General features: G+C 55.8%; 25 protein-coding genes. 13 read left to right on the forward strand and 12 right to left on the reverse strand.

Annotated elements, in window-relative coordinates; all coding sequences use genetic code 11:
- The first annotated feature begins 7 nt into the window (after positions 1–7).
- Positions 8–292: a DUF7742 family protein gene (locus tag C8N36_RS01210; protein ID WP_245910692.1), complete on the forward strand. Its 285-nt coding sequence runs from the start codon at positions 8–10 to the stop codon at positions 290–292.
- Positions 293–419: 127 nt separating this feature from the next.
- Positions 420–1,229 carry a serine O-acetyltransferase gene (gene cysE, locus C8N36_RS01215; RefSeq protein WP_097802774.1) on the forward strand — a complete coding sequence of 270 codons (810 nt, stop codon included), beginning with the start codon at positions 420–422 and terminating at the stop codon, positions 1,227–1,229.
- Between the two features lie 68 nt (positions 1,230–1,297).
- On the opposite strand, the gene C8N36_RS01220 is transcribed toward cysE, so the two are convergent.
- The 4 genes from C8N36_RS01220 to C8N36_RS01235 all read right to left on the reverse strand — a co-directional run bounded on the left by C8N36_RS01220 (position 1,298) and on the right by C8N36_RS01235 (position 5,548).
- Positions 1,298–2,611, reverse strand: coding sequence for a pyruvate dehydrogenase complex dihydrolipoamide acetyltransferase (locus C8N36_RS01220; protein WP_097802773.1), 1,314 nt, complete (start codon positions 2,609–2,611; stop codon positions 1,298–1,300).
- An 82-nt stretch (positions 2,612–2,693) separates the two neighbouring features.
- The gene (locus tag C8N36_RS01225; protein ID WP_097802772.1) at positions 2,694–4,070 is read right to left on the reverse strand and encodes a pyruvate dehydrogenase complex E1 component subunit beta; all 1,377 of its coding nucleotides are present in this window, start codon (positions 4,068–4,070) and stop codon (positions 2,694–2,696) included.
- A gap of 27 nt (positions 4,071–4,097) precedes the next feature.
- Positions 4,098–5,093, reverse strand: coding sequence for a pyruvate dehydrogenase (acetyl-transferring) E1 component subunit alpha (gene pdhA / locus C8N36_RS01230; protein WP_097802771.1), 996 nt, complete (start codon positions 5,091–5,093; stop codon positions 4,098–4,100).
- Between the two features lie 152 nt (positions 5,094–5,245).
- Complete coding sequence (locus C8N36_RS01235; protein WP_097802998.1) at positions 5,246–5,548, reverse strand: FtsB family cell division protein; 303 nt, start codon at positions 5,546–5,548, stop codon at positions 5,246–5,248.
- A gap of 198 nt (positions 5,549–5,746) precedes the next feature.
- On the opposite strand from C8N36_RS01235, the gene C8N36_RS01240 reads away from it, so the two are divergent.
- Positions 5,747–6,712 (forward strand): alpha/beta hydrolase, encoded by a 966-nt coding sequence (locus C8N36_RS01240; protein ID WP_141467921.1) that lies wholly within the window; start codon positions 5,747–5,749, stop codon positions 6,710–6,712.
- A gap of 62 nt (positions 6,713–6,774) precedes the next feature.
- On the opposite strand, the gene C8N36_RS01245 is transcribed toward C8N36_RS01240, so the two are convergent.
- Positions 6,775–7,962, reverse strand: a complete 1,188-nt coding sequence (locus tag C8N36_RS01245) for a phosphoglycerate kinase (protein WP_097802997.1) — start codon at positions 7,960–7,962, stop codon at positions 6,775–6,777.
- A gap of 121 nt (positions 7,963–8,083) precedes the next feature.
- On the opposite strand from C8N36_RS01245, the gene C8N36_RS01250 reads away from it, so the two are divergent.
- From C8N36_RS01250 to C8N36_RS01260, 3 genes are all read left to right on the forward strand, one after another.
- Entirely contained in the window at positions 8,084–8,593 is a 510-nt protein-coding gene (locus C8N36_RS01250; protein ID WP_097802769.1) for a peptidylprolyl isomerase, read from the forward strand.
- Complete coding sequence (locus C8N36_RS01255) at positions 8,586–9,131, forward strand: peptidylprolyl isomerase (protein ID WP_097802768.1); 546 nt, start codon at positions 8,586–8,588, stop codon at positions 9,129–9,131. Before C8N36_RS01250 ends, C8N36_RS01255 begins: the two co-directional genes overlap by 8 nt.
- A gap of 191 nt (positions 9,132–9,322) precedes the next feature.
- On the forward strand, positions 9,323–10,285 hold the full coding sequence (locus C8N36_RS01260; protein ID WP_097802996.1) for a DUF3179 domain-containing protein: 963 nt from the start codon (positions 9,323–9,325) through the stop codon (positions 10,283–10,285).
- A gap of 5 nt (positions 10,286–10,290) precedes the next feature.
- On the opposite strand, the gene C8N36_RS01265 is transcribed toward C8N36_RS01260, so the two are convergent.
- The gene (locus C8N36_RS01265; RefSeq protein ID WP_097802767.1) at positions 10,291–11,181 is read right to left on the reverse strand and encodes a GNAT family N-acetyltransferase; all 891 of its coding nucleotides are present in this window, start codon (positions 11,179–11,181) and stop codon (positions 10,291–10,293) included.
- Between the two features lie 47 nt (positions 11,182–11,228).
- Between C8N36_RS01265 and C8N36_RS24050 the strand changes: the two genes are divergently transcribed.
- On the forward strand, positions 11,229–11,384 hold the full coding sequence (locus C8N36_RS24050) for a hypothetical protein (protein ID WP_170125765.1): 156 nt from the start codon (positions 11,229–11,231) through the stop codon (positions 11,382–11,384).
- On the opposite strand, the gene tyrS is transcribed toward C8N36_RS24050, so the two are convergent.
- Entirely contained in the window at positions 11,381–12,634 is a 1,254-nt protein-coding gene (gene tyrS, locus C8N36_RS01270) for a tyrosine--tRNA ligase (RefSeq protein ID WP_097802766.1), read from the reverse strand. The genes C8N36_RS24050 and tyrS overlap by 4 nt on opposite strands.
- Before the next feature lie 61 nt (positions 12,635–12,695).
- On the opposite strand from tyrS, the gene C8N36_RS01275 reads away from it, so the two are divergent.
- The gene (locus C8N36_RS01275) at positions 12,696–13,796 is read left to right on the forward strand and encodes an anhydro-N-acetylmuramic acid kinase (protein WP_097802765.1); all 1,101 of its coding nucleotides are present in this window, start codon (positions 12,696–12,698) and stop codon (positions 13,794–13,796) included.
- Between the two features lie 306 nt (positions 13,797–14,102).
- Here the strand turns inward: C8N36_RS01275 and moaA are convergent, their stop codons facing one another.
- Positions 14,103–15,110, reverse strand: a complete 1,008-nt coding sequence (gene moaA / locus C8N36_RS01280) for a GTP 3',8-cyclase MoaA (RefSeq protein WP_097802764.1) — start codon at positions 15,108–15,110, stop codon at positions 14,103–14,105.
- An 84-nt stretch (positions 15,111–15,194) separates the two neighbouring features.
- Here moaA and C8N36_RS01285 point away from each other — a divergent pair, with 84 nt between their 5' ends.
- The gene (locus C8N36_RS01285; protein ID WP_170125766.1) at positions 15,195–15,713 is read left to right on the forward strand and encodes a hypothetical protein; all 519 of its coding nucleotides are present in this window, start codon (positions 15,195–15,197) and stop codon (positions 15,711–15,713) included.
- The gene (locus tag C8N36_RS01290; RefSeq protein ID WP_097802762.1) at positions 15,706–16,434 is read left to right on the forward strand and encodes a DUF4344 domain-containing metallopeptidase; all 729 of its coding nucleotides are present in this window, start codon (positions 15,706–15,708) and stop codon (positions 16,432–16,434) included. Before C8N36_RS01285 ends, C8N36_RS01290 begins: the two co-directional genes overlap by 8 nt.
- A gap of 1 nt (position 16,435) precedes the next feature.
- Here the strand turns inward: C8N36_RS01290 and C8N36_RS01295 are convergent, their stop codons facing one another.
- From C8N36_RS01295 to glmU, 4 genes are read right to left on the reverse strand one after another with little or no spacing between them, the layout of a single operon-like run.
- Positions 16,436–17,140: a DNA alkylation repair protein gene (locus C8N36_RS01295; protein WP_245910693.1), complete on the reverse strand. Its 705-nt coding sequence runs from the start codon at positions 17,138–17,140 to the stop codon at positions 16,436–16,438.
- Positions 17,103–17,654, reverse strand: a complete 552-nt coding sequence (locus tag C8N36_RS01300) for a pyridoxamine 5'-phosphate oxidase family protein (protein ID WP_097802760.1) — start codon at positions 17,652–17,654, stop codon at positions 17,103–17,105. Before C8N36_RS01300 ends, C8N36_RS01295 begins: the two co-directional genes overlap by 38 nt.
- Positions 17,654–19,471 carry a glutamine--fructose-6-phosphate transaminase (isomerizing) gene (gene glmS / locus C8N36_RS01305; RefSeq protein WP_097802759.1) on the reverse strand — a complete coding sequence of 606 codons (1,818 nt, stop codon included), beginning with the start codon at positions 19,469–19,471 and terminating at the stop codon, positions 17,654–17,656. Before glmS ends, C8N36_RS01300 begins: the two co-directional genes overlap by 1 nt.
- A gap of 52 nt (positions 19,472–19,523) precedes the next feature.
- Positions 19,524–20,879: a bifunctional UDP-N-acetylglucosamine diphosphorylase/glucosamine-1-phosphate N-acetyltransferase GlmU gene (glmU, locus tag C8N36_RS01310; RefSeq protein WP_097802758.1), complete on the reverse strand. Its 1,356-nt coding sequence runs from the start codon at positions 20,877–20,879 to the stop codon at positions 19,524–19,526.
- 110 nt (positions 20,880–20,989) lie between these two features.
- Between glmU and C8N36_RS01315 the strand changes: the two genes are divergently transcribed.
- From C8N36_RS01315 to C8N36_RS01325, 3 genes are all read left to right on the forward strand, one after another.
- The gene (locus C8N36_RS01315; protein WP_097802995.1) at positions 20,990–21,655 is read left to right on the forward strand and encodes an HAD-IA family hydrolase; all 666 of its coding nucleotides are present in this window, start codon (positions 20,990–20,992) and stop codon (positions 21,653–21,655) included.
- A gap of 93 nt (positions 21,656–21,748) precedes the next feature.
- Positions 21,749–22,942 carry a DegT/DnrJ/EryC1/StrS family aminotransferase gene (locus C8N36_RS01320; RefSeq protein WP_097802757.1) on the forward strand — a complete coding sequence of 398 codons (1,194 nt, stop codon included), beginning with the start codon at positions 21,749–21,751 and terminating at the stop codon, positions 22,940–22,942.
- Between the two features lie 138 nt (positions 22,943–23,080).
- Entirely contained in the window at positions 23,081–24,244 is a 1,164-nt protein-coding gene (locus C8N36_RS01325; protein ID WP_097802756.1) for an isovaleryl-CoA dehydrogenase, read from the forward strand.
- Positions 24,245–24,258: the final 14 nt, after the last annotated feature.

Consider the following 24,258-nt stretch of genomic DNA (forward strand, 5'->3'; position numbering starts at 1 on the left):
ACCGGTCTTGCCCGGCGATATCAGCGCAGCGGCGCGGGCTTTGTTGCCCGTTCCGCCTGCACAGCGCAGGCAATTGGCGGCAAGACTGCTGCGCGAAGCCCATGCGGCTGATTGCTACCGCAAACGGTTCAAGAAGGCGCACGCAATGTGGGGAAATGGAACCCTGATGGCGGCCGCCTTGAAACGGCCAACGGGTCGCGAACCGCGTTTGGATGATCAAGAATACCTTGAATGTCAGAGTATTGTATTCAACGCGCTTCAGGTTCGGAACAAATGGAAAAGAACTCCTTGAGACTTGAATACTTCCTTCAAGTGCCAATACTTTCAGGTATTTTTAACTGTGACAGGAGCCATCACAGAATTGCGTTTCGCAAAATGTGTACTATCTGTTAGTCTGGATTGGTCAAAGGAGATCACTGATGGCAGAGAGACGCGCAAAACTGGCGGAAATCGATCCCGTCTGGGCTCGCATCATGCGCGAGGCCGAAGAAGCCGTTGTGGATGAACCGCTGTTGGGCGGTTTGATTCACTATTCGGTTCTGCATCACCCGACGTTGGAACGGGCGCTGAGCTACCGCGTGTCGTTGAAACTGGCCAATGCAGAAATGTCCGAGCAAATCGTTCGTGAAATCTGCGACGAGGCTTATGGCAATGAACCGGATCTGGCGATGGCAGCGCGTGCTGATATCACCGCCACCTTTGAACGCGATCCAGCCTGCCTTCGCTTTTTACAGCCTTTGTTGTTTTTCAAAGGGTTCCAAGCGATCCAAGCCCACCGCATTGCAAATTGGTTGTGGAAACAGGGGCGCAAAGACCTGTCCTACTTCTTTCAGATGCGTTGCTCCGAAGTGTTCGGCATCGACATCCATCCGGCAGCCACAATCGGCCGGGGCATTATGATCGACCACGCCCATTCCATCGTAATCGGTGAAACTGCGGTTGTGGGCGACAATGTATCGATGTTGCACTCCGTGACTTTGGGCGGCACCGGCAAAGAAGAAGAGGACCGGCATCCAAAAATTGGCAACGGTGTTCTGATAGGCGCGGGCGCAAAGGTTTTGGGCAATATTCGTGTTGGCCATTGCTCGCGGATTGCTGCAGGTTCGGTTGTGCTTGAAGAAGTACCGCCCTGCACAACAGTTGCGGGCGTTCCGGCGCGGATTGTTGGCAAAGCAGGCTGCGATCAGCCGTCAGTTGAAATGGATCAGCTGTTGCACGGCAAAGCCTGATAAGTCTCAATGAGCGACAAAAAGGCCGGTCTGATTGACCGGCCTTTGGTGTTAGAAAATGGATAGGTTTAGGCCAACATAACCATCGGGTTCTCTAGGTTCTCCACGATGGCTTGCAAAAGTTGTGCGCCAAGCGCGCCGTCAATCACGCGGTGATCAACACTGAGGGTGACAGACATTACGGTGGCCACGGCCAATGCACCTTCGCTGTTCACTACCGGTTTTTTAACCCCTGCGCCGACAGCCAAAATGGCACCATGCGGTGGGTTGATCACCGCGTCGAAATTGTCGATGCCAAACATCCCTAGGTTTGAAATCGCAAAACTGCCGCCTTGATATTCATGCGGAGCAAGTTTGCGGTCGCGGGCCCGCGTTGCAAGGTCCTTCATTTCCGCGCTGAGGGCCGAGAGCGATTTGTGATGGGCATCTTGCAAAACCGGGGTGAACAAACCGCCATCGATGGCAACAGCAACTGCCACATCGGACGGGGTCAATTGCAAGATTTTGTCACCGGCCCAAACAGCATTGGCCTCTGGCACTTGTTGTAATGCATTGGCGCAGGCCTTGATGATGAAGTCATTGACGCTGAGCTTGATCGAACGTGCTGCTAGCTGCTTGTTCAACTGGCTTCGAAACTCCAAGAGTGCATCAAGCTGGATGTCGCGGCGTAAATAGAAATGCGGGATGCTTTGTTTGGCTTCTGTCAGTCGCGCGGCGATGGTTTTGCGCATGCCATTTAGTTCAACGACCTGATAATCGCGGTTCTCGTACATGCGGGCAATGGTGTCGGATGACGGACCGCTGGCGAGGGCCTGACCGGCTGCAACAGCAGGAGACGGTTGGACGCGCGGGGTTTGGGCCGCGCCCGCTGCAACAGTAGAACCTGCGGTGGCATTTTCAACATCGGCTTTGACAATCCGTCCGCGTGGGCCACTGCCTGTGATCTGCGACAGATCCAACCCTTTTTGACCTGCTATCCGGCGGGCAAGCGGCGATGCAAAAACGCGCGACCCGTCTTTTGATAGGGCAGGGGCGGCTTTGTCGGAGCCCCCTGCGGGAGCCACCTCCGCAGCCGCGGCAGCAGGCTGTGCCTCTGCCGGCGTTTGCGGCGCGGTGGTTGCTATATCATCCGCAGTTTCGCCTTCTTCGAGCAAAATCGCGATGGGCGTGTTCACTTTGACATCCGCACTGCCATCGGGGATGAGCACTTTGCCGATGATCCCTTCATCCACGGCTTCGAATTCCATGGTGGCTTTGTCGGTTTCGATCTCGGCGAGGATATCGCCCGAATGCACGGTATCCCCTTCCTTGACCAACCATTTGGCAAGCGTGCCTTCCTCCATGGTGGGGGAAAGGGCGGGCATGAGAATTTCGATCGGCATGGGGGTCTCCTGTCGCGGGAGGCTTGGTTGTGAAACGCAGCCGAGGCACCAATGCCCCGAGCTGGTGTGGAAGAGATGTCGCCTAGCGGTATGTCACCTTTTTGACAGCATCAACGACCTCTTGTGAGGTGATCAACGCGTGTTTTTCTAGGTTGGCTGCATAAGGCATGGGCACGTCCTTACCGGTGCAGTTGATCACCGGGGCATCGAGATAGTCGAAAGCCTGTTCCATCAAAACGGCCGAGATATGGTTGCCAATCGATCCGACAGGAAAGCCTTCTTCGACGGTCACACAGCGGTTGGTTTTCTGAACACTGGCGATGACTGTTTCGGTGTCAAGCGGGCGCAGGGTGCGCAGGTCAATGACTTCGGCGCTGATGCCTTCCTTTGCCAATTGATCTGCGGCGGCAAGAGTGTGCGCCATGCCGATACCAAAACTAACCAGCGTTACGTCGGTGCCGGTCTGCCAAACCCGCGCTTTGCCAAAGGGAACGGTGTAATCATCAATTTGTGGCACGTCGAAGCTGCGGCCATAGAGGATCTCGTTTTCTAGGAAGATCACAGGATTGGGATCGCGGATGGCCGATTTAAGCAGGCCTTTGGCGTCCGAAGCGCTGTAGGGCATAACAACTTTGAGGCCGGGGATATGGGCATACCACGCGGCGTAATCCTGAGAATGCTGGGCTCCGACGCGGGCGGCCGCGCCATTGGGGCCGCGAAACACAATCGGGCAGCCCATTTGGCCACCTGACATATACAGCGTTTTCGCAGCGGAGTTGATAATTTGATCAACGGCTTGCATGGCAAAGTTAAATGTCATGAACTCTACAATAGGCCGCAGGCCGCCAAAGGCTGCGCCGACACCAATACCAGCAAAGCCGTGTTCGGTGATTGGTGTGTCGATCACGCGCTTCGCGCCGAATTCCTCAAGCAGGCCCTGACTGATCTTATAGGCCCCTTGGTATTCGCCAACCTCTTCTCCCATGAGAAAGACTTCGTCGGTGCCGCGCATTTCTTCGGCCATGGCATCGCGCAGCGCTTCGCGTACGGTTTGCTTTTTGGTCTTGGTACCTTCGGGCCAAGGCGTTTCGGCTTTCACCGGAGGAAGGGGGGCGGCAGTGTCGGAGCCCCCTGCGGGAGCCGCCTCCGCTGCCGCGGCGACCGATGCCGGAACCGTGGGCGTTGCTGCAGGCGCGCTGGCCGCTGGCACGTCCTCTCCCTCTTCGACCAAAATGGCGATGGGGGTGTTGACCTTGACGTCGGCAGTGCCCTCAGCGATCAGGATCTTGCCCATCACGCCTTCGTCGACGGCTTCAAATTCCATCGTTGCCTTGTCGGTTTCAATTTCTGCAAGGATGTCGCCCGATTGGACGGTGTCCCCTTCTTTGACCAACCATTTGGCCAGTGTGCCTTCCTCCATCGTGGGGGACAGGGCGGGCATTAGAATTTCGGTTGCCATCTTGGTATCTCCTGTGGTCCCAGTGGGTTAGGCGTCTGCGTAGATATCCGTCCAAAGCTCATCCAAGGGAGGCTCCGGACTTTCGCGGGCGAAATCGGCGGCGGCGCTGACAACGGCTTTGATGTCTTTGTCGATGGCCTTCAAATCGTCCTCGGTTGCGTGTTTACCTTGCAAAAGCAGATCCCGAACATGATCGATCGGGTCCCGCTCTTCACGCATTTTTTGCACCTCTTCTCGGGTGCGGTATTTGGCTGGATCAGACATGGAATGGCCACGGTAGCGATAGGTCTTGATCTCGAGAATATAGGGGCCCTTACCGGCGCGGCAGTGCTTGACCGCCTTTTCACCGGCGGCCTTGACCGCCAGTACATCCATCCCATCGACAACTTCGCCTTTGATGCCAAAGGCTTCGCCGCGCATGTACAGCTCGGGGGAGGACGTGGACCGGTTTTGCGCGGTGCCCATCGCATATTGGTTGTTTTCAATGACAAAAACCACGGGCAAATCCCACAGCGCTGCCATATTGAAGGTCTCATAGACCTGTCCCTGGTTCGCGGCTCCATCACCAAAATAGGTAAATGTCACACGGCCGTTGCCTTTGTATTTGTCGGCAAAGGCCAAGCCGGCACCCAATGGCACCTGCGCGCCAACAATACCATGCCCGCCGTAGAAATGCTTTTCCTTGGAGAACATATGCATCGAGCCACCCTTGCCTTTGGACAAGCCGTCAATCCGGCCGGTCAGCTCGGCCATCACACCGTCCGGTTCCATGCCACATGCCAGCATGTGCCCGTGATCGCGGTACGAGGTGATCCGTTTGTCACCTTCTTCGGCGGCGGCCTCAAGGCCGACAACAACGGCCTCTTGCCCGATATAAAGATGGCAAAACCCGCCAATCAGGCCCATGCCATACAGCTGGCCAGCCTTTTCCTCAAAACGTCGGATCAGCAACATGTCTTTGTAATAAGCTTTGAGCTCATCTGCGGACACATTGGGCTTGGCAGTCGATTTGCGCGCAGCCATGGCCGTCCCTCCCCAATAATATGTTTAATGCTAAACCATTTTTCAGGTTTGGGAGGAGCGTAGCGCGGGGCGGCGGAGACGTAAAGTGTCCCATTGTCCCCATGCCAAGGACATTTTTGCAAAGTTGAAAATGAAACGGCGGATTTATGCGCTTAGTTCACGACAATTTCGTCAGACCGCACAAGGCCCAACACATCCCGCGATTGCTGATCAAGCAGGTCAAGATCCAGAAATTCATCCGACAAACGCAATGTCAGGTTTTCCATGCGTGCGACTTCGGTGCGCAATCCGTCGACTTCTTGCGCCAGCTTTTTGCCTTCGACAACGATCTCGGCGCGGCGAAACAGGCCAAAATCACCTTGCACAGCGGCGAAGGTGAAATACGCTGACAAGCTCAGCGTCACAGCAAAAAAAATCAAGACGCCGAAAGAGGGGCGTGCGGAACGAAGAGTCATTGAGGTCTGCCCTTTTGCATCTCTTAATTGGATGCGTGACACAGTTGTGCCACAGGCGACGCAAGGGGAAAAGACATCCTGCATTGCCAAGCGAATCAGTTTGAAAAGCGTTGCATTCCTGCCAAAGCTAACCGTATTCCGAAGAACGCGGAAAATTTTTGGTGGTGTTGCACGGTGATCAAATCTTGGCTTATCCTAATGGTAACGATTGCCCTTGTAGGGTGCGCGCCGCGTGGCACATTTCATTTTGAGGAAAACGGGCAAGCGGCGCATGTGGTGCAGCCGATTTATGTGGCCACCAATAGATTGCGCGATGATGACCAAACCCAGGGCTTTTTCCGGCAGGATTTTGGTGACAACCGCGATTCCCACGTACGGTTCGCCCGTATGGATATCTCAATCCCGCCAAGTCACACCATCGGACGGATTGAATGGCCCGGTCACAATCCCCCCAATTCAAACCGGCATTTTGTGGTGCAGGAAAATACCCTGTTCGACGGGGAAAACGGGTTTTTAACCGACTTGAATCATCCTGCGAATTCGAAGGATGTCATTGTTTTTGTCCATGGTTTTAACGTCAATTACGCCGAAGCCGTTTATCGCTTGGCGCAGGTTGCGCATGATTATCAATCCCAACTTCCGGTCATTGCATTTTCCTGGCCATCTGCGGGCAGTTCACGTGGCTATGCCTACGATCGTGACAGCGTCACCTTTTCACGTGACAGTCTGGAAACCTTGTTTTCGCTTTTGGCGCGAAAACACCGAAAGGTGTATTTGGTAGCCCATTCTATGGGCAGTCAATTGGTGGTGGAAACCCTGCGACAAATGTCCATTTCTGGCAATAGGTCGGCATTGGCGCAATTTGAATCAGTGACTTTGATCAGCCCTGACATCGATGAAGATGTCTTTATACAGCAGTTGCGCCGGATTGATCCCTTGCCGGTGCCCTTTACGCTGATGGTGTCGCAGCATGACCGGGCGTTGGACATATCCGCCTTTTTGACCGGCAAACCCAATCGCCTAGGCACCATTCAATCGGGTGATCGGCTTGGGGATTTTCCGGTCAATGTTGTCGACCTCAGCTATGCAACCGGCGGCGATAGAAGCGGGCATTCCACCGCATTCACATCCCCTGAGGTGATCGAAGCATTGCGCACGTGGTGATCTAACGCAAAAGCGCCACCCGAACGGACAGCGCTTTTGACGTCAGGGTTTTGAAGTAAGCTCTAGCTCAGCGCGGCAACTCCGGGCAGTTCTTTGCCCTCCATCCATTCCAAAAAGGCACCACCAGCGGTTGAGATGTAGCTGAAATCATTGGCTGCATCCGCCTTGTTCAAGGCCGCAACGGTATCGCCGCCACCGGCGACAGACACAAGTTTACCGGCTGCACTACGCTCGGCTGCGAATTTCGCAGCGGCGTTGGTGGCAATGTCAAAGGGCGCAATTTCAAACGCGCCAAGCGGGCCGTTCCAGATCAGTGTCTTTGCCTTGTTGATCGCGTCCTTGATGGCTGCAACCGCTTCGGGGCCCGCGTCCAAAATCATCGCATCAGCGGGGCAAGCGTTGGCGGCCACGGTCTCATTCGCTGCACCTTCTTTGAATTCACGCGCCACGACAACGTCGGTTGGCAAAATGATTTCGCATCCGGCGTCCGCCGCTTTGGCCAGAATTTCACGGGCGGTGTCAGCCATTTCATGTTCGCAAAGGGATTTGCCGACGTCGATGCCTTGGGCTGCCAAAAAGGTATTGGCCATCCCGCCGCCGATCACCAGCATATCAACTTTGGCGACCAAATTTCCTAGCAAATCCAGTTTGGTCGAAACTTTTGCACCGCCAACCACTGCCAGCACCGGACGCTCGGGCTCGGACAGTGCACTTTCCAGCGCGGAGAGTTCAGCCTGCATCAAGCGCCCTGCGCAAGAGGGCAGCAACCGAGCCAACCCTTCGGTGGAGGCATGCGCGCGGTGCGCGGCTGAAAAGGCATCATTGCAATAGATGTCACCGAGTTTGGCCATTTGCGCAGCCAATTCAGGGTCGTTTTTTGTTTCGCCAGCATGAAAACGGGTGTTTTCCAGCAAGGCGACTTGACCGTCCTGCAAAGCATCCACCACAGCCGACGCTGCGGGTCCAACGCAATCAGAGGCAAAAACCACCGGAGACCCAAACACAGATTCAAGCGCCGGAATCAGCGATTGCAGGCTCATGTCCATGTTCCGCTCGCCCTTGGGACGGCCGAAATGCGCCAGCAAAACAGGCTTTCCGCCGCGATCAAGGATATCTTGAACCGTTGCTGCAATGCGTTCGATACGCGTTGTGTCAGTGACTTTTCCGTCTTCGAACGGCACGTTGATATCAACACGCGTCAGCACGCGTTTGCCTGCCAGATCCATGTCGTCGAGGGTTTTCCAGACCATGATTTTGCTCCCAAACCAGTTGGCATTTGTCTGCCTCTTTCCGGCGCAGAGGTCAACGCCTGCTTGGCATTGGCGCGCAGGCAGGCTACCTGTGCGGTCAGGATTTTTTACGGAGAGAGACATGGCCGATATCAAGGACCCGGAAAACACTATTCTGATGGAGCTGACTGGCGGGACCGTCACCATCGAATTGCTGCCCGATGTGGCCCCAAAGCATGTGGAACGCATGAAAGAGCTGGTTCGTGCCGGTGCCTATAATGGCGTGGCATTTCACCGCGTGATCGATGGTTTCATGGCCCAAACCGGCGATGTGGCCTTTGGCAACATGGACGGCGAAGACTATCAACCGCGCCGCTGTGGTACAGGCGGTTCCGATCTGCCCGACGTTCCAGCAGAATTTTCCAAGATTCCCCATGCACGCGGGTCTTTGGGCGCAGCACGCTCTGCGAACCCGAATTCGGCAAATTCGCAGTTCTTTATCAATTTCAAAGACAATGATTTCCTGAACGGCCAGTACACCGTTTACGGTCAGGTTGCGTCTGGAATGGAGCATGTGGATGCCATCGTCAAAGGCGAGCCACCCGCGAACCCCGACAAGATGATCAGCGTCAAGGTGGCTGCAGATGCGTAAGCTAGCGTTTGTTTTGGCGCTTTTGGGTGCCCCCGCCTTTGCATCCGGTCTGAAGATCGAAGTTGCTGGCGAAGCCAATGGTGTGATTGAAATTGATCTGCTCGAAGATGTTGCCCCCGGCCACGTTACGCAGATCACGGCACTGGCGGCAGATGGCAAATATGATGGTGTGGTATTTCACCGCGTGATCGAAGGCTTCATGGCGCAGACCGGCGACGTCAAATTCGGCGTTCCTGGTGGTGACATGCGGATGGCTGGAATGGGCGGTTCCGATTTGCCCGATCTAAAGGCCGAATTTTCCGACATCACCTTTGATCGCGGTGTGGTTGGTATGGCCCGGTCGCAAAACCCCGACAGCGCCAATTCCCAGTTCTTCATCATGTTTGCACCTGGTTCCTTCCTGGACGGGCAATACACCGTTGTTGGCAAAGTCACCTCTGGTCTTGAGGTTCTGGATGCAATCAAATTGGGCAAGGGCCAAAACGGGTCCGTTGTCGGCGCGCCTGATCGCATGATCAAAGTAACAGTCACAGACTAAACTTGCACGTCGCAGGGTTTTACACATGGGGCGCGCCTTTGGGCGCGCTCTTTTTGTTTTTCGTTCAGGCCACGAAGGCCTTGGGGCAAGCCCCAAACCCCGAAAGCTGCGCTGACATTGGTTCACAACTGCGTATCGTCTCTGGGCAGGTTGGGCATTCTGCGGCATCTTGGGATCAGGAGGATTGCCCCATGCGTATTATTGCTGCTGTGCTTGCCTGTGTTTTGACAACCGCCGCCAGTGCCGATCCTAATTTTTGGAAGCACGAATGGCCACAGACAGATTTTGCCAACACATCGGTGAAAAACTGGGTTGAAATCATGTCGGGTGGGCCGCCCAAGGATGGCATTCCTGCGTTAAACGACCCGCAGTTTATCGTTGTTGAGCAAGAAAGCGGTATCGCGGGCAACGAACCGGTGATCACCGTCGAGATCGACGGAGAACGCCCGCGCGCCTATCCGATCCGATATTTGACTTGGCATGAGATCGTGAACGATCGCATTGGCGGCGTGCCTGTGGCCGTCACTTTTTGCCCGCTGTGTAATTCCGGCATAACGTTTGACCGCCGGGTCAAGGGCAGGGTGCTGACGTTCGGTGTGTCGGGCAAGCTTCGCAATTCTGACATGGTGATGTTTGATCGTGAAACCGAAAGCTGGTGGCAGCAAGCGATCGGAACCGGCATCGTAGGGGATATGAACGGAGTGGAATTGACAGCGTTGCCCAGTTGGATGGAAAGTTGGGACCAGTTCAAGGCTCGAAATCCGGATGGATTGGTGATGTCTGAACCGGCGTGGAACCGGTCTTATGGCAGCAATCCTTATCGCGGGTATGACAGTTCTCGGCGTCCTTTTTTATATTCAGGAGAGATGCCGCCGCATGGCATTGCGCCTTTGATGCGCGTGGTTCGGGTTGGGTCGCGCGCCTGGCCGATGGACCGCTTGGCCAAAGAGCAGGAGGTAAGCGAGGCTGGGGTGACGTTGTCTTGGCAAGCTGGCCAAGCGTCGGCTTTGGACACAGCCGTGATCGCCAAAGGGCGCGATGTTGGTTCGGTTCGGGTGCGGGACGGACAAGGTCGGGATGTGCCGCATGATGTGATGTTTGCCTTTGCCTTTCATGCGTTCTGGCCCCATGGCACATGGATGCGCGGACAATAGGGGTGTCAGGCGGCCAATCGCATCGGAAGATGGCGGGCAAGTGGGGCCAGTGCCCCTTGATGCAGCCAAGTGCCCCCTAATTGGTGAATATACGCGCCAGTTCCAAGTTTGAAATGCGCCAATCCGGGGGCATCATCACGGTTTAAAAGGCCCAGATCCAACATGTCATGACCTTGGTCAGACAGCCAGTTCATCATCCGCCAAAGCACCAGATTCATAGCATTCAACTGTCGGCCTGCCGGTGTTGAGCTGCCAATCTGCCAAGTTGCCATGGACCCGTGCCGCAACACCAGCGCAGCTGCCACGGGCTTTCCATTGTGGCGCGCCTCAAACACCAATGCCTGGCCGGGATTGACCTTGGAATAAGCGGCGGAAAAGGCCGGTGGCAGACCGCGATACCCACGTTTGCGGGACTGCGCGATTTCCGCGCCCAAAATCCAGTGACGCGCATCCAGCGCATGCCGTGTCACTTTTAGGCTGGCGGTTTCGGCCTTATTAAGCCTGTTGCGCCACTTTTGCTTGATGGCGGCCCGCATCTGTTCCCGCGTCCCCAATGGCAGTATTGCCAAGGACGCCGGGGTCATCAAAGGCCAAAATCCGGCGCGGCGCAAATCAACGGCACCCATGCCGTCCGCATTCAAAATCAATGGCCGGCCATCGTGCCAATGTTGCCAGCGGTCCAGCCAGCTGGCGCGATCGTCTGGCGTGGCGGCGACAGGCCCGCGTGACACCATATCCACCCGTCCCAAGGGGCCAAATTTGCGCGACTGAATTTGCCACAGCAACCGCACCTCTCCGTGGGCTTCACGCTTACACAAACGGATCGGGCGGCCAATCGCATCGCAAGCGCGGGCGTATTCGGGGGATTGGGGCAGGGGTAAATGAAAAGCTGTCATAGCGTAAATTAACGCCATGGAAAGTTTAGGCTGGGTTAATAGCAGCCATGAAACATGATTCTTTGTCCCGAGGGAATTCAGGCCGTCCCGCCAAGGCCGTCAGCCAGCAACGGCCCCGCCCGACGATGGCAGCAGCGCTGCTGTTTGCATCGCTGCTTTCTGTGCCATTTCTGGTGTTGGCTGTGGCGCAATTGGTCTTTTAGCGGGCCAGTTTCACCAGCGCGTGCCGTTTTTTGCCTGCGCTTAGCTTGATCGGTGTTGCCAACGCGTCGGCATCCAAAATCAAACCGGCTTCGGACAATGGGGCGTCATCCATTTTTGCACCGTTTTCCGAAATCAGACGCTTGGCCTCTTTGCCGGATTTTGCCAGTCCGGACCGCACAATCAATTGCACGATGGAAATCCCATCGCCAATCTCTTCAGCGCTCAGTTCAAGCGTTGGCAAGTCATCCCCGACGCCGCCTTTTTCAAAGACTTCGCGTGCAGTTGCAGCCGCGGCAGCCGCAGCATCGGCCCCGTGGCACAGGGTTGTGACTTCATTTGCAAGCACGATTTTGGCGTCGTTGATGTCAGACCCTTCCAAAGCGCCCAAGCGGTCACATTCTTCAACGGGCAGTTCTGTATACAGCTTGAGGAAGCGGCCTACATCCGCATCTGTGGTGTTGCGCCAGAATTGCCAGAACTCATAGGGCGCGCACATATCCCCGTTCAGCCAAATCGCGCCGTTCAACGATTTGCCCATCTTTTTGCCATCCGAGGTGGTCAGCAAAGGCGAGGTAAGCCCGTAAATTTCATGGTCGAGCACTCGGCGCGTCAGATCGATACCGTTGACGATATTGCCCCACTGATCACTGCCGCCCATTTGCAGCAAACAGCCGTAGCGGCGGTTTAACTCCAAGAAATCATATGCTTGCAAAATCATGTAGTTGAATTCAAGAAATGACAGAGATTGTTCGCGGTCGAGCCGTGATTTCACCGATTCAAACGACAACATCCGGTTAACGCTGAAATGGCGGCCAATGTCGCGTAGAAAATCAAGGTAGTTGAGTTCGTCCAGCCATTCCGCATTGTTCAGCATCAAGGCTCCGCCGGGGGTGTCATCATAGCTGACGTATTTGGCAAACACTTGCTTGATGCCATCGATATTGGCGTCAATCTGGTCTGGCGTCAGCAATGGTCGTTCATCCGCCCGAAAGGATGGATCGCCGACCTTGGTTGTGCCGCCGCCCATAAGGGTGATCGGCTTGTGGCCGGTCTTTTGCAGCCAGCGCAACATCATGATCTGGATCAGCGATCCGACATGCAATGATTTGGCCGTTGCGTCAAAGCCGATATAGGCGGGGACGGTGCCGTCAACCAATGCATCATCCAATGCTTGATAATCCGTGCAGTCGGCCAGAAAGCCGCGCTCGATCATCACGCGCATGAAGTCCGATTTGGGATGGTAGGTCATGTGTCCGCCTCTTAGTATTACGCGCAAAGCTATAAGTAAGGTTTGAGCAGAGGGAAAGACCATGTTGGGTGCAGATGTGGTGAAAGCGCTGGGGGCGATGTCCGGAACGTCTCTGGACGGTGTCGATGCAGCGCTGATCGAAACCGACGGAGAGCGGATCATAGCCTTTGGGGCTTCGGCCTATCATCCTTATTCGGATGAAGAGCGGGCAGTTTTGCGTGCTGCCTTGGGAAAGTGGCAGGGCGATGATTGCGCCGCCGCCGCTGGTGTTGTTCACCGTGTGCATTGTGAAGTGCTGGCCGAACTACAAGATGCTGATATCGTTGGATTTCATGGCCAGACTTTGGCCCATGATCCGCATGGACGCGGAACCCACCAATTGGGGGATGGCAATATTTTGGCTGAAACCTTGGGCCTGCCTGTGGTATGGGATTTCCGGTCGGCTGATGTGGCAATGGGCGGTGAGGGCGCGCCCTTAGCCCCGTTCTTTCACTTTGCCTGCGCCAAATGGATCGGAGCAACCGAGCCAGTTGCGTTTTTGAATCTAGGCGGGGTTGGCAATCTGACATGGGTCGATCCAAGCAAGTCAAAACCGCAAGAAGACGGCGCATTGTTGGCGTTTGACACTGGACCGGCAAATGCACCGTTGAATGATTTGGTTGCACTACGGCTTGGGCTGGATTGCGACAGGGATGGAAAACTGGCGGCAAAAGGCAAAGTCGAGGAGGGCGCGTTGGAGCTTTTCCTTGAAGAGGCATTCTTTAACAAGATGCCCCCCAAGTCATTGGACCGCGATGACTTTTCCGTCATGCTCGACCTTGTCCGAGAGCTGAATGACGCGGATGCGGCCGCGACAATGACAGCGATGGCTGCCACAGCAGTTATGGTAGGGATGGAGCATTGTCCAAGCCCTCCAACTCGCGTCTTGGTTACTGGCGGAGGGCGAAAAAACCCTGTGATGATGCGCATGCTCTCGGTTGGTCTGGATTGCCGGGTTGATCCGGTTGAGGCTGTGGGGCTGGATGGGGATATGCTGGAAGCGCAGGCGTTTGCTTTTCTAGCTGTTCGGGTTGGCCGCGGACTGCCGACTTCTGCGCCCTCGACAACACGTGTTGCTGCTCCTGTTGGAGGCGGGCAAATCAGCCGCCCAGATTCAGTTTAGGCGTCATGTCATTTGATTGTGCGCCTGCGGCGCATGCCTCCGGCGGGGATATTTGCTGGACAGAAGAAATCAAGGAGCGCAAAAGGCAGGCCGGATTTCACACCGACCCGCCTTGAAAGAAGCAAAGCTTCTCCTGTCACGGCCATCGGCGTCCCCGCCTGTTCCGCAATACAAGATTCCGCCAAATTGGTTAATTATTGGTTTCTTCTGTCTTGAAATATCCCGGGGGTTTGGGGGCAGAGCCCCCATGAAATATATTCCAATACGCAAGTCGCAAACTTGCTCCCGTGTGATGAAGTAGCGGATTTATCCGCCGGTATGGCTCATGTGCCGAGACATTTTTCCGTCCACAGATTGACGGGAGTAGTCAAAATCATGACCTTTGGGTTTGAGCAAAATTGCTGACCGGATTGCGTCTTCCAGTGGGGCTTCGCTGTCGGGGTTATCTCTCAGGGCCGCGCGTAGATCCGCATTGTCTTCTTGGCCCAAACACATGAACAGTTCGCCGGTACAGGTCAGACGCACGCGGTTGCAGCTCTCACAGAAGTTATGGGTTAGAGGTGTGATAAATCCAATCCGTTGGCCGGTTTCCTCAAGCCGTACATAGCGTGCAGGGCCGCCGGTGCTGTCGGGCAGATCGGTGACTGTGTAGTGCTCGCGCAAGCGATCGCGTAGATCATCCAGTTTCCAGTATTGATCCAAACGATCTTCGTTGCCTATGTCCCCCATGGGCATCACTTCAATCCATGTCAGATCCATATCCCGTTCGGCGCACCATTTGGTAATGGTGAGCAGCTCAACATCGTTGAATCCTTTCAACGCCACCGCGTTGATTTTGACACGCAAACCAGCCTTCTGCGCGGCATCAATCCCCTTCAGAACCTGCGGCAAGCGGCCCCAGCGCGTGATGTCTGCAAATTTGGTTTCATCCAGCGTGTCGAGCGAAACATTGACCCGGCGAACCCCGGCTGCATACAGCCCTTCGGCATATTTTTCCAACTGGGATCCGTTGGTTGTCAGTGTCAGTTCTTTGAGTGCGCCGCTTTCAAGGTGCCGGGACATACCTTGGAAGAACCGCATAATGTCGCGGCGAACCAAAGGCTCGCCTCCTGTGATGCGCAGCTTTTCAACACCAAGGTTGATAAACGTCGAACACATGCGGTCCAACTCTTCCAGCGTCAGCAACTCCTTTTTGGGCAAAAAGCTCATGTTCTCGGACATGCAATAGACGCATCTAAAATCGCAACGGTCGGTCACCGAAACGCGAAGATATGAGATGGGGCGATGAAACGGGTCAATCAGCGGCTGTGTCATTAAAAACAGATAGCGCTCGGCAATGAATTGGGCAAGTCTCTGGCAGCAATTGTAACCTCAAGACCAAGGTCGTAGGGTATGCCCATGAGAGTCCTATTTGTTCCCCTTCTGGCTGTGTCCCTTGCGGGCTGCGCCAATAGTCCGCTTTTCAAAGGCAGTGGCCAGTCGGGCACTGACGCGCCAATTGCACAAGATGCCGATGGCCAATTGCGCCCACAGTCGCGGCCCGGTGCCTTGGAGGCAAATGCGGCCATTCCTGTTGTTTCGGCCCAAACGCCTGAGCAGTTCGATACCACCACCGCCGAAGAACGTTTGGCAGCCGCCGCGGCCCCTGAGGATGCCGGAGGCGAAAAACTGTTGGGCGAAACTGTTGCCAGTCTCGGCGATCCCACAAAACCGGGATTTTGGCTGGAAACACCGCTTGTGTCCAAGCCGACAATCGGGCGCGTACATTTCGTTGGATCAGGGAAATCCGCCCAGGTTGATTTGATCCCTATAGATGGTCCACCAACCGCAGGCAGCCGGATTTCTCTGGCTGCGATGCGCTTGATTGATGCCCCTTTGACAGATCTTCCAACGCTACAGGTGTTTGCAAATGACTAAAGCCATGTTGATCGTTGCGGGCATTCTGGCAGCGGCACCCGTTTGCGCGGATGAGGCCAGTGATACATTTGTCGAAGCCAACATTTTGGGAATTTTCTACCACGAATTGGGCCATGCCTTGATCGACACAGAAAACCTGCCGGTATTTGGGCAAGAGGAAGACGCAGCAGATGTGTTTTCGATCCTGCTGGTTGATTCCTTATACGACCACGAGACCGCCGTAGACATGGCCTATGATGTTGCGAACGGGTTCTGGGGCGAAGCTTTGGTGCGGGATCAAGACAATCAGGATGTGGCTTGGTGGGATGTGCATGGACCCGACGAGCAGAGATTTTACAACACTGTTTGCTTGTTCTACGGCGCTGATCCGGACGCCCGCGAAGATTTTGCCGCAGATATGGACCTGCCGCAGGAACGGGCCGACTATTGCTACGATGAGTTCTCGAAGGCCTTGGACAGCTGGGGATCGGTGTTGGACGACATGGCCGAGCGAAAAAGCGGTGGCACATTGGAATATGCTGGCGGCTCAGACAGTTTGACGGAGCAAATCATTGAGCAAGAAGTTGCGGCCCTGAACGCTGAATTCCGTTTTGCGCACCCCGTAACGATATCGGTCGAATCTTGCGGAGAGGCGAATGCATTTTATGACCCCCAAGACCGGGCGATTATCATGTGCACGGAATTTGAAGATCACCTGCGGGCAATGGCTGACCTTCTTTAGTCTACTTCAGGTATTTACCGGCTTCTTTAACCGCAAAACCCTTCATCTTTGATCCGTGCTCTTCTAGAAACGCGATGCTGCGCGCAGCGTCGTGTTTCGATAGGTCACGCACCCACCAAGCCACGGCTTTTTGGATAAACCAATCTCTGTCAGACACATAATCGGCAGCCCAGCCCAAAACGCGATCCCGCGTTGCAAGATCGGCTTCGGTTGGAAAATTCTGTTTTGTCCAGGGTAGGGTGATTACCAATGCGGCGCGGCGCGTCCACATGTGTTCGGACACCGTCCAGGCCTCAACCTCATCCAGACGTGATGGATCAGCGACCAGCCGTTTCGATCCCGCACTACAGACGTGATCGGCAATCGCCCAAGCGTCAAAGCCGGGAACCCATGAGGCAATCAGCGCCCAGACCTGATCGTCGGGACGAATGCGGGCCTGTGTGAGAAGTTTGGCAGCCGCAACACGGGCCTCGTGGATGTCTGTGTCCCAAAGCTGGACGCACAAAGCAATCCGTTGGTCCAGATCAAGATCCTTGCGCCAATCTCGGGTCAGATCGTTGATGACCGGATTGGGCGTGCCCAGATAGTCACGCTTGGCCTTGTGATAGGCGGCACTGCCTGCGGCGCGTTCGGGATCAGAATGCGCCCGCAGCGCCTCTAATGCTGTCTCAACTGTGATCATCGGTGACACCGGTTGCAAATCCATCCAAAGTTTGTCCGTTACGTTCTTGCCAATAGGTGTCGATCCCGTCGCGGTCTTTCTTGCCGGACCAGCTTTCCAGAACCTTGCGGTCCTCTTTGTAGTCAAAGAAGGGCACTGCATACCCGCAGGAGGTCTGAACCATGTCGACGGTCATGTCATATATCTGCCTTGCGCCGATATCATCAGGGAATTCAGCGTTCAGCACGGCGAATTCCGGATCGCGGAAGTGGTAGGTATGGGCCGTGCCGTAGCAGCGCAAAATAATCGGGCGGGTTTCAAACCCGCACCACATCAAAGTCATGCGGTTGACCCGTGTCAGATGTCCGGCGGTTTCGTTGCCCGAACCTGTCAGGTTGCGCCAGATGATCCGGTTGGGTCCTTTGATCCGCAGGCAATCCCCGCCTTTGGGCGATATATTGACCTTGCCGGTTTCAGCAGCGGACCCGACAAAAAACAGCTTTTGGTCAGCAATGAAACCGGTGTGGTCGTCGGTGAGGGCAGCAAACTGTTTGCCCATTATTCAACCGTTACAGACTTGGCCAAGTTGCGCGGCTGATCGACGTCTGTACCCTTGGCGACGGCGGTGTGATAGGCCAACAGCTGGGCTGGCAAAGCATAAAGCAGGGGTGAAAGAACTTCGGGTACGGCGGGCAGTACAACTGTGCGCCAAACGTCTTCACCGGCGGCCTCAGCGCCAGCGGCATCGGTGATCAAAACCACCTTTCCGCCGCGTGCCATGACCTCTTGCATGTTGGACACGGTCTTTTCAAACAGGCTGTCTTTGGGGGCAAATACCACCACGGGCATATGTTGGTCGATCAGTGCAATTGGACCGTGCTTCAGCTCGCCTGACGCATAGGCTTCTGCGTGTATGTAGCTGATTTCTTTTAGTTTTAACGCGCCTTCAAGGGCGAGCGGATACATTAGGCCACGGCCGAGGAAAAGAACATCACGCGACTCTGCCAAGCGGCTGGAAATGCTGGAAAAATCAGCATCCCTGTCCAGCGCAGCATTGAAGGTTCCGGGCATTGCGCGCAGCCCTTCAAGGATGTCCTCAAGCCGGTCTTGGGTCATGCGGCCCCGTTCTACAGCAGCCTTAAGGGCCAGCAATAACAGAACGTTCAACTGGCAGGTAAAGGCTTTGGTCGAAGCCACGCCAATTTCTGCGCCTGCGTGGATGGGCAAGGCCAGGTCGCTTTCCCGCGCGATCGAGCTTTCGGAGACATTGACCACCGAGAAAATCTTGTCGGCTTTGCCTTGGCAATAGCGCAGCGCGGCCAAAGTATCTGCTGTCTCGCCTGACTGGCTGACAAACAGGGCTGCGGTGCCTTTGGTGATCGGGGGTTCCCGGTAGCGAAACTCGGAGGCAACATCCACTTCGACGGGCATGCCAGCCAGTTGTTCGAACCAGTATTTCGCGGTGAAACATGCGTAGAATGCCGTGCCGCAGGCGACCATTGTCAAACGGTCAATCTTGGAAAAGTCGATACCGGGATCGGGCAGGGCGATGCCATGTTCCGTGACATAGGCCGACAAGGCATTGGCCAGAACCGAAGGTTGCTCGGCTATTTCTTTTGCCATGAAGTGTTTGTAGCCATCTTTATCAACGCGCGCCGCGTCCACCTGAATGGTTTTTTGTTCGCGGTTGACCAATCGGCCTTCGGCATCGCGGATCTCAACACTGGTCCGGGTCAGGATGGCGCTGTCACCTTCCTCAAGATAAGTGACTTGATTGGTCATCGGTGCCAAAGCAAAAGCATCAGACCCGACATACATTTCACCGTCACCATGCCCGATGGCAAGCGGAGAGCCTTTGCGCGCGGCGATCATCAAATCCTGCTCGCCCTCAAACAAAAACGCCAGCGCAAAAGCCCCCTCAAGCCGGCCAAGGGTCGCCATCGCGGCCTCGGTTGCGGATTTCCCAGAGGCTAGGAATTGATGCGTCAGCAGGGCAATGGTTTCCGTGTCGGTTTGGGTTTGCGGCTCGATACCGGCTTGGGCCAGTTCTGCGCGCAACTCCTTGTAATTTTCGATAATCCCGTTGTGGACCACCGCCACATCACCGGCGCGATGCGGGTGGGCATTGGCGACGGTTGGCGCGCCATGTGTCGCCCATCGGGTGTGGCCAATGCCGGATTTCCCGGCCAGCGGATCGTGGACCAGCAAATCAGACAGATTAACCAATTTTCCGACAGCCCGACGGCGGGCCAGTTTGCCATCGTTGATTGTGGCAATTCCGGCGCTGTCATAGCCGCGATACTCCAACCGCCGCAGCGCATCGACCAGAATAGGGGCCACCTCATGGGTTCCAAGTACACCGACAATGCCACACATGTTCAAATCCTCTTTCTGCTCAGATCCCCTAAAGGGGGCGCAAATTTTAAAATTAGTCTTTTTGGGCTTGCTGTTTGGCCTTTTTGGCACGCAGCATCGCGAATAATTTCGTTGCAAGCCCGGGCTTGGAAACTTGTTTGGCGCGGCCAATGGCCAACGCGCCGTCTGGCACATTTTCTGTGACAACCGATCCGCTGGCCGTCATCGCTTCGTTGCCGACACTGACGGGGGCCACCAGCATAGTGCTGGACCCGATAAAGGCGTCCCTGCCGATGGTGGTTTTGTGTTTAAACACGCCGTCATAATTGCAAGTGATTGTTCCAGCACCAATATTTGTGCGTTCCCCGATTTCGGCATCGCCGATATACGTCAGGTGGTTGACCTTGGCACCTTGATGCACCTGCGCGTTCTTGATCTCGACAAAGTTGCCGACATGGGTGTCTTCTGCCAGCTCTGCACCGGGGCGCAGACGGGCATAGGGGCCAACTGTTGCGCCGCGGCTGACATGCGCGCCCTCAAGATGTGAAAACGCCCGAATGCGGGCTTCGCTTTCGACGGTGACACCGGGGCCGAAGATCACATAAGGCTCCACCTCGGCGTCGCGGCCAATGACAGTGTCCCAAGCCAAAAACGTTGTGTCCGGCGCATGCATTGTGACACCGTTGTCCAGCAGCTCTGCGCGCGCAAGGGTTTGAAAACCGGCTTCGGCGCTTGCCAGCTCGGACCGTGAATTTACACCCAGTGTTTCGGCTTCCGGGCAGCGGACAACACCGGCGGTCAGACCGCGTGATTTTGCAATCGCGACAATGTCGGTCAGATAGTATTCGCCCGAAGCGTTGTTGTTGCCAACGGCGTCAATCAAATCGAATAGCACTTCCGCTTTGGCGGAAATAACACCTGAATTACAAAGCCTTAAAGAACGTTCCAGCGGTGAGGCGTCTTTAAATTCGACAATGCGCATCAGCTCGTCGCCATCGGTGATCAAACGGCCATACCGGCCCGGATCAATTGCATCAAAGCCCAAGACAACAACGTCATTTGAAACGCGGGCCTGTGTGATGGCCGCAAGGGTTTCTTCGCGGATAAACGGAGTGTCACCGTACAAAACGATCGCATCGCCCTCAAACCCGTCAAGCGCGGGACGGGCCTGTGCGACTGCATGGGCGGTGCCCAGCTGTTCGGTTTGCAGGGCAATCTGGATTTCGGGATCAAACTCATGCGCCGATGCTTGAACCAAGTCAGCGCCATGCCCGGCAACAACAACAGTTTTTTCCGGCTCAAGCACCAGACCGGCGCGCAGGGCGTGCCACAACATCGGGGCATGGGCAATTTTGTGCAGTACTTTCGGCAAATCCGATTGCATGCGGGTTCCCTTGCCAGCGGCAAGTACGATTAAGGCAATGCTCAAAAACTCAATCCCATTTGTCTTTTGCTTGTCGCCGTTTTATCGCTTTGAACAAATAGGGCAAGCCAAGACTGGTCACGCTTGGTTTCCGGTTATGACAAAGGGGCATGGGCATGAAGCGATGCGTAATATTTGATCTCGACGGCACACTGGCCGATACCAGCGGCGATTTGATTGCGTCGGCCAATCATTGTTTTGCGCAGATGGGGATAGATGAGAGGCTTGATCCGCTGTTGGACGCCGGCACAGCGGTGCGCGGCGGTCGGGCAATGCTGACGCTGGGCCTGACCCGTGCGGGATTAATGTCCGAAGAAACCGTCACCCGCTGGTATCCCGAATTGCTCACCGCTTATGACGACGCGATTGACCATCACACAGTGATGTACCCCGGCGCGGTTGAGGCCGTCGAAGATTTGCGCCGCGCCGATTATGCCGTAGGGATCTGCACCAACAAGCCCGCCGCTTTGGCCGAAAAGCTGCTGCGCAGTTTGGGGGTGAGAGACATGTTTGCTTCCATGATCGGGGCGGACACGATGCCGACGCGCAAGCCGGATGTCGCCCCGTATTGGGCGGCAGTTGATCGCGCTGGCGGACGGCGCGATGCGTCACTTTTGGTGGGCGATAGTGTAACGGATCGCAACACGTCCGCGGCGGCCGGGGTGCCGTCAATCTTGGTGACTTTTGCGGTGGGCGGCGAAGATGTGCATCCCCTGAAGCCGGAAAGCGTGATTGACCATTTTCACGAACTGGTGCCCGAAGTCATACGTCTAATCGGCTGATTTCCGGTGAACTATGCATGAAACGACTATTTCCTTTTTTGAAATGTCGCGAATACGTCTTTCGATCAGATTGCCATCGCGCAAGGATACGGCATGACTGAGAATTTTTCGGGTAGTTTCACCCAACAAGAACCCATCCCCCAAGACGGGATCGATGCCGCCTTGGCGGTGATGCAAAGCGGGCGTTTGCACCGCTATAATGTCGCTGAAGGGGAGCTGGCCGAGGCCGCTTTGCTTGAGCGCGAATTCGCAGAGCAAATGGGCGCGCGATTCTGCGTAGCGGTCGCGTCGGGCGGTTATGCGCTGGCCAATGCTCTGCGTGCGGTTGGGGTTGTGCCGGGCGATACCGTGCTGACCAATGCCTTTACGCTGGCCCCTGTGCCGGGCGCGATTGCCAGCGTCGGTGCCAAGCCGGTGTTCGTTGGAGTCACCGAAGATCTGGTGATTGATCTCGACGACTTGGAGACTAAGCTGGATCAAGCAAAAGTGTTGATGCTGAGCCATATGCGCGGCCATCTGTGCGACATGGACCGCTTGTTGGAGATGTGCAACGCGACCGGTGTCCAGGTGATCGAGGATTGCGCCCACACTATGGGGGCGAAATGGCGCGGCGTGCCGTCCGGCCGTCAGGGGATTGTCGGCTGTTATTCTGCGCAAACCTATAAACACGTCAATTCCGGTGAAGGCGGGTTTCTGATCACTGATGACGAAGACGTGGCTGCGCGGGCGATCATGCTTTCTGGATCATACATGCTGTATGGACGTCACCTTGCTGCACCGTCACCAGAGGTTTTTGAGCGGGTGAAATACACAACGCCAAACGTGTCTGGCCGTATGGATAACCTGCGTGCAGCGATCTTGCGGCCGCAATTGCGCGATTTGGAGACACAGGTCCGGCGTTGGAATGAACGCTATGAAACCGTTGAAGCCGGATTGCAGAACACGCCGGGCCTGCGCTTGGTCACCCGCGATGATCGGGCGCGTCCTGTTGGGTCTTCGATCCAGTTTCTTTTGCTGGATTGGTCGCCGGAGCGTGTGAACAAGGTGATTGCGCGCTGCGCGGATCGCGGAGTTGAGCTCAAATGGTTTGGCGGGGCCGAACCTGCCGGTTTCACTTCGCGGTATGACAGCTGGCGCTATGCCAACGCCGAGCCGATGCCTGCCAGTGACCGGATTTTGGCTGGCATCGTTGACATGCGCCTGCCGCTGACGTTTTCGCTAGACGATTGCGCCTTGATTGCTCGGATCATTCGGGCCGAAGTCGGTGCCGTGTGGCAAACCCCATAAAACAAGGGCTTTTGTCCACTGCTACTAGAAAAACCCTGCGCCTTTTGGCGTAGGGTTTTTTCATGCCGCTTGACCCGACTCAGAAAATGCGCTTATTAACTGAACACACGTTCAATAAGCGCGAGGAGGCGCTGCGTAATGTTCCTGGCCAGCATGAATTTCGACCTTGGTGAAGACGTCAATGCCCTGCGCGACATGGTGCACAAATGGGCGCAAGAGCGGGTCAAGCCGATGGCGGCTGAAATTGACCGCTCCAATAATTTCCCCAATGAACTGTGGACCGAAATGGGCGAGCTGGGTTTGCTTGGCGTCACAGTGCCCGAAGAATTCGGCGGCGCGCAGATGTCCTATCTTGCGCATGTGATTGTGGTCGAGGAAATCGCCCGCGCCAGCGCGTCGGTGTCTTTGTCCTACGGGGCGCATTCCAACCTGTGTGTGAATCAGATCAAGCTGAACGGCACGGACGAGCAGCGCCGCAAATACTTGCCCGGTCTGCTGTCGGGTGAACATGTCGGCGCTTTGGCCATGTCAGAGCCCGGTGCCGGATCCGACGTTGTTTCGATGAAGCTGCGCGCCGAAAAGCGCAATGACCGCTTTGTTCTGAACGGTAACAAATACTGGATCACCAACGGCCCCGACGCCGATACGCTGGTCGTTTATGCCAAAACCGACCCCGATGCAGGGGCCAAGGGCATCACCGCCTTTATCGTCGAAAAATCCATGACCGGTTTTTCAACCAGCCCGCATTTCGACAAGATGGGGATGCGTGGATCGAACACCGCTGAGCTGATCTTTGAGAACGTCGAAGTGCCCTTTGAAAACGTGCTGGGCGAAGAGGGCAAGGGCGTGCGCGTCTTGATGTCCGGCCTTGATTACGAGCGCGTGGTTCTGGCCGGTGTCGGCACTGGCATCATGGCCGCCTGTATGGACGAAGTGATGCCCTATGTGGCCGAGCGTAAGCAATTCGGCCAGCCAATCGGGAACTTCCAGCTGATGCAGGGCAAGATCGCGGATATGTACACAGCGATGAATTCCGCCCGCGCTTATGTGTACGAAGTGGCCCGCGCCTGTGATCGCGGCACCGTGACCCGTCAGGATGCTGCGGCGTGCTGCCTATATGCGTCCGAGCAGGCGATGGTGCAGTCACATCAGGCGGTTCAAGCGCTTGGCGGGGCCGGTTTTCTGGCAGATGCGGCGGTTGGCCGTTTGTTCCGCGATGCAAAATTGATGGAAATCGGGGCTGGCACAAGCGAAATTCGCCGTATGTTGATCGGGCGCGAGTTGATGGGCAAAATGCTCTGATCACGTGCAGGCCG

The organism is Pelagimonas varians (assembly GCF_003208435.1).
GTDB lineage: Bacteria > Pseudomonadota > Alphaproteobacteria > Rhodobacterales > Rhodobacteraceae > Pelagimonas > Pelagimonas varians.

Coding starts and splice junctions, on each gene's coding strand:
- cysE (WP_097802774.1), top strand. CDS start 420: ATGGCAGAGAGACGCGCAAAACTGGCGGAAATCGATCCCGTCTGGGCT.
- C8N36_RS01220 (WP_097802773.1), bottom strand. CDS start 2,611: ATGCCGATCGAAATTCTCATGCCCGCCCTTTCCCCCACCATGGAGGAA.
- C8N36_RS01225 (WP_097802772.1), bottom strand. CDS start 4,070: ATGGCAACCGAAATTCTAATGCCCGCCCTGTCCCCCACGATGGAGGAA.
- pdhA (WP_097802771.1), bottom strand. CDS start 5,093: ATGGCTGCGCGCAAATCGACTGCCAAGCCCAATGTGTCCGCAGATGAG.
- C8N36_RS01235 (WP_097802998.1), bottom strand. CDS start 5,548: ATGACTCTTCGTTCCGCACGCCCCTCTTTCGGCGTCTTGATTTTTTTT.
- C8N36_RS01240 (WP_141467921.1), top strand. CDS start 5,747: ATGGTAACGATTGCCCTTGTAGGGTGCGCGCCGCGTGGCACATTTCAT.
- C8N36_RS01245 (WP_097802997.1), bottom strand. CDS start 7,962: ATGGTCTGGAAAACCCTCGACGACATGGATCTGGCAGGCAAACGCGTG.
- C8N36_RS01250 (WP_097802769.1), top strand. CDS start 8,084: ATGGCCGATATCAAGGACCCGGAAAACACTATTCTGATGGAGCTGACT.
- C8N36_RS01255 (WP_097802768.1), top strand. CDS start 8,586: ATGCGTAAGCTAGCGTTTGTTTTGGCGCTTTTGGGTGCCCCCGCCTTT.
- C8N36_RS01260 (WP_097802996.1), top strand. CDS start 9,323: ATGCGTATTATTGCTGCTGTGCTTGCCTGTGTTTTGACAACCGCCGCC.
- C8N36_RS01265 (WP_097802767.1), bottom strand. CDS start 11,181: ATGACAGCTTTTCATTTACCCCTGCCCCAATCCCCCGAATACGCCCGC.
- C8N36_RS24050 (WP_170125765.1), top strand. CDS start 11,229: ATGAAACATGATTCTTTGTCCCGAGGGAATTCAGGCCGTCCCGCCAAG.
- tyrS (WP_097802766.1), bottom strand. CDS start 12,634: ATGACCTACCATCCCAAATCGGACTTCATGCGCGTGATGATCGAGCGC.
- C8N36_RS01275 (WP_097802765.1), top strand. CDS start 12,696: ATGTTGGGTGCAGATGTGGTGAAAGCGCTGGGGGCGATGTCCGGAACG.
- moaA (WP_097802764.1), bottom strand. CDS start 15,110: ATGACACAGCCGCTGATTGACCCGTTTCATCGCCCCATCTCATATCTT.
- C8N36_RS01285 (WP_170125766.1), top strand. CDS start 15,195: ATGAGAGTCCTATTTGTTCCCCTTCTGGCTGTGTCCCTTGCGGGCTGC.
- C8N36_RS01290 (WP_097802762.1), top strand. CDS start 15,706: ATGACTAAAGCCATGTTGATCGTTGCGGGCATTCTGGCAGCGGCACCC.
- C8N36_RS01295 (WP_245910693.1), bottom strand. CDS start 17,140: ATGGATTTGCAACCGGTGTCACCGATGATCACAGTTGAGACAGCATTA.
- C8N36_RS01300 (WP_097802760.1), bottom strand. CDS start 17,654: ATGGGCAAACAGTTTGCTGCCCTCACCGACGACCACACCGGTTTCATT.
- glmS (WP_097802759.1), bottom strand. CDS start 19,471: ATGTGTGGCATTGTCGGTGTACTTGGAACCCATGAGGTGGCCCCTATT.
- C8N36_RS01315 (WP_097802995.1), top strand. CDS start 20,990: ATGAAGCGATGCGTAATATTTGATCTCGACGGCACACTGGCCGATACC.
- C8N36_RS01320 (WP_097802757.1), top strand. CDS start 21,749: ATGACTGAGAATTTTTCGGGTAGTTTCACCCAACAAGAACCCATCCCC.
- C8N36_RS01325 (WP_097802756.1), top strand. CDS start 23,081: ATGTTCCTGGCCAGCATGAATTTCGACCTTGGTGAAGACGTCAATGCC.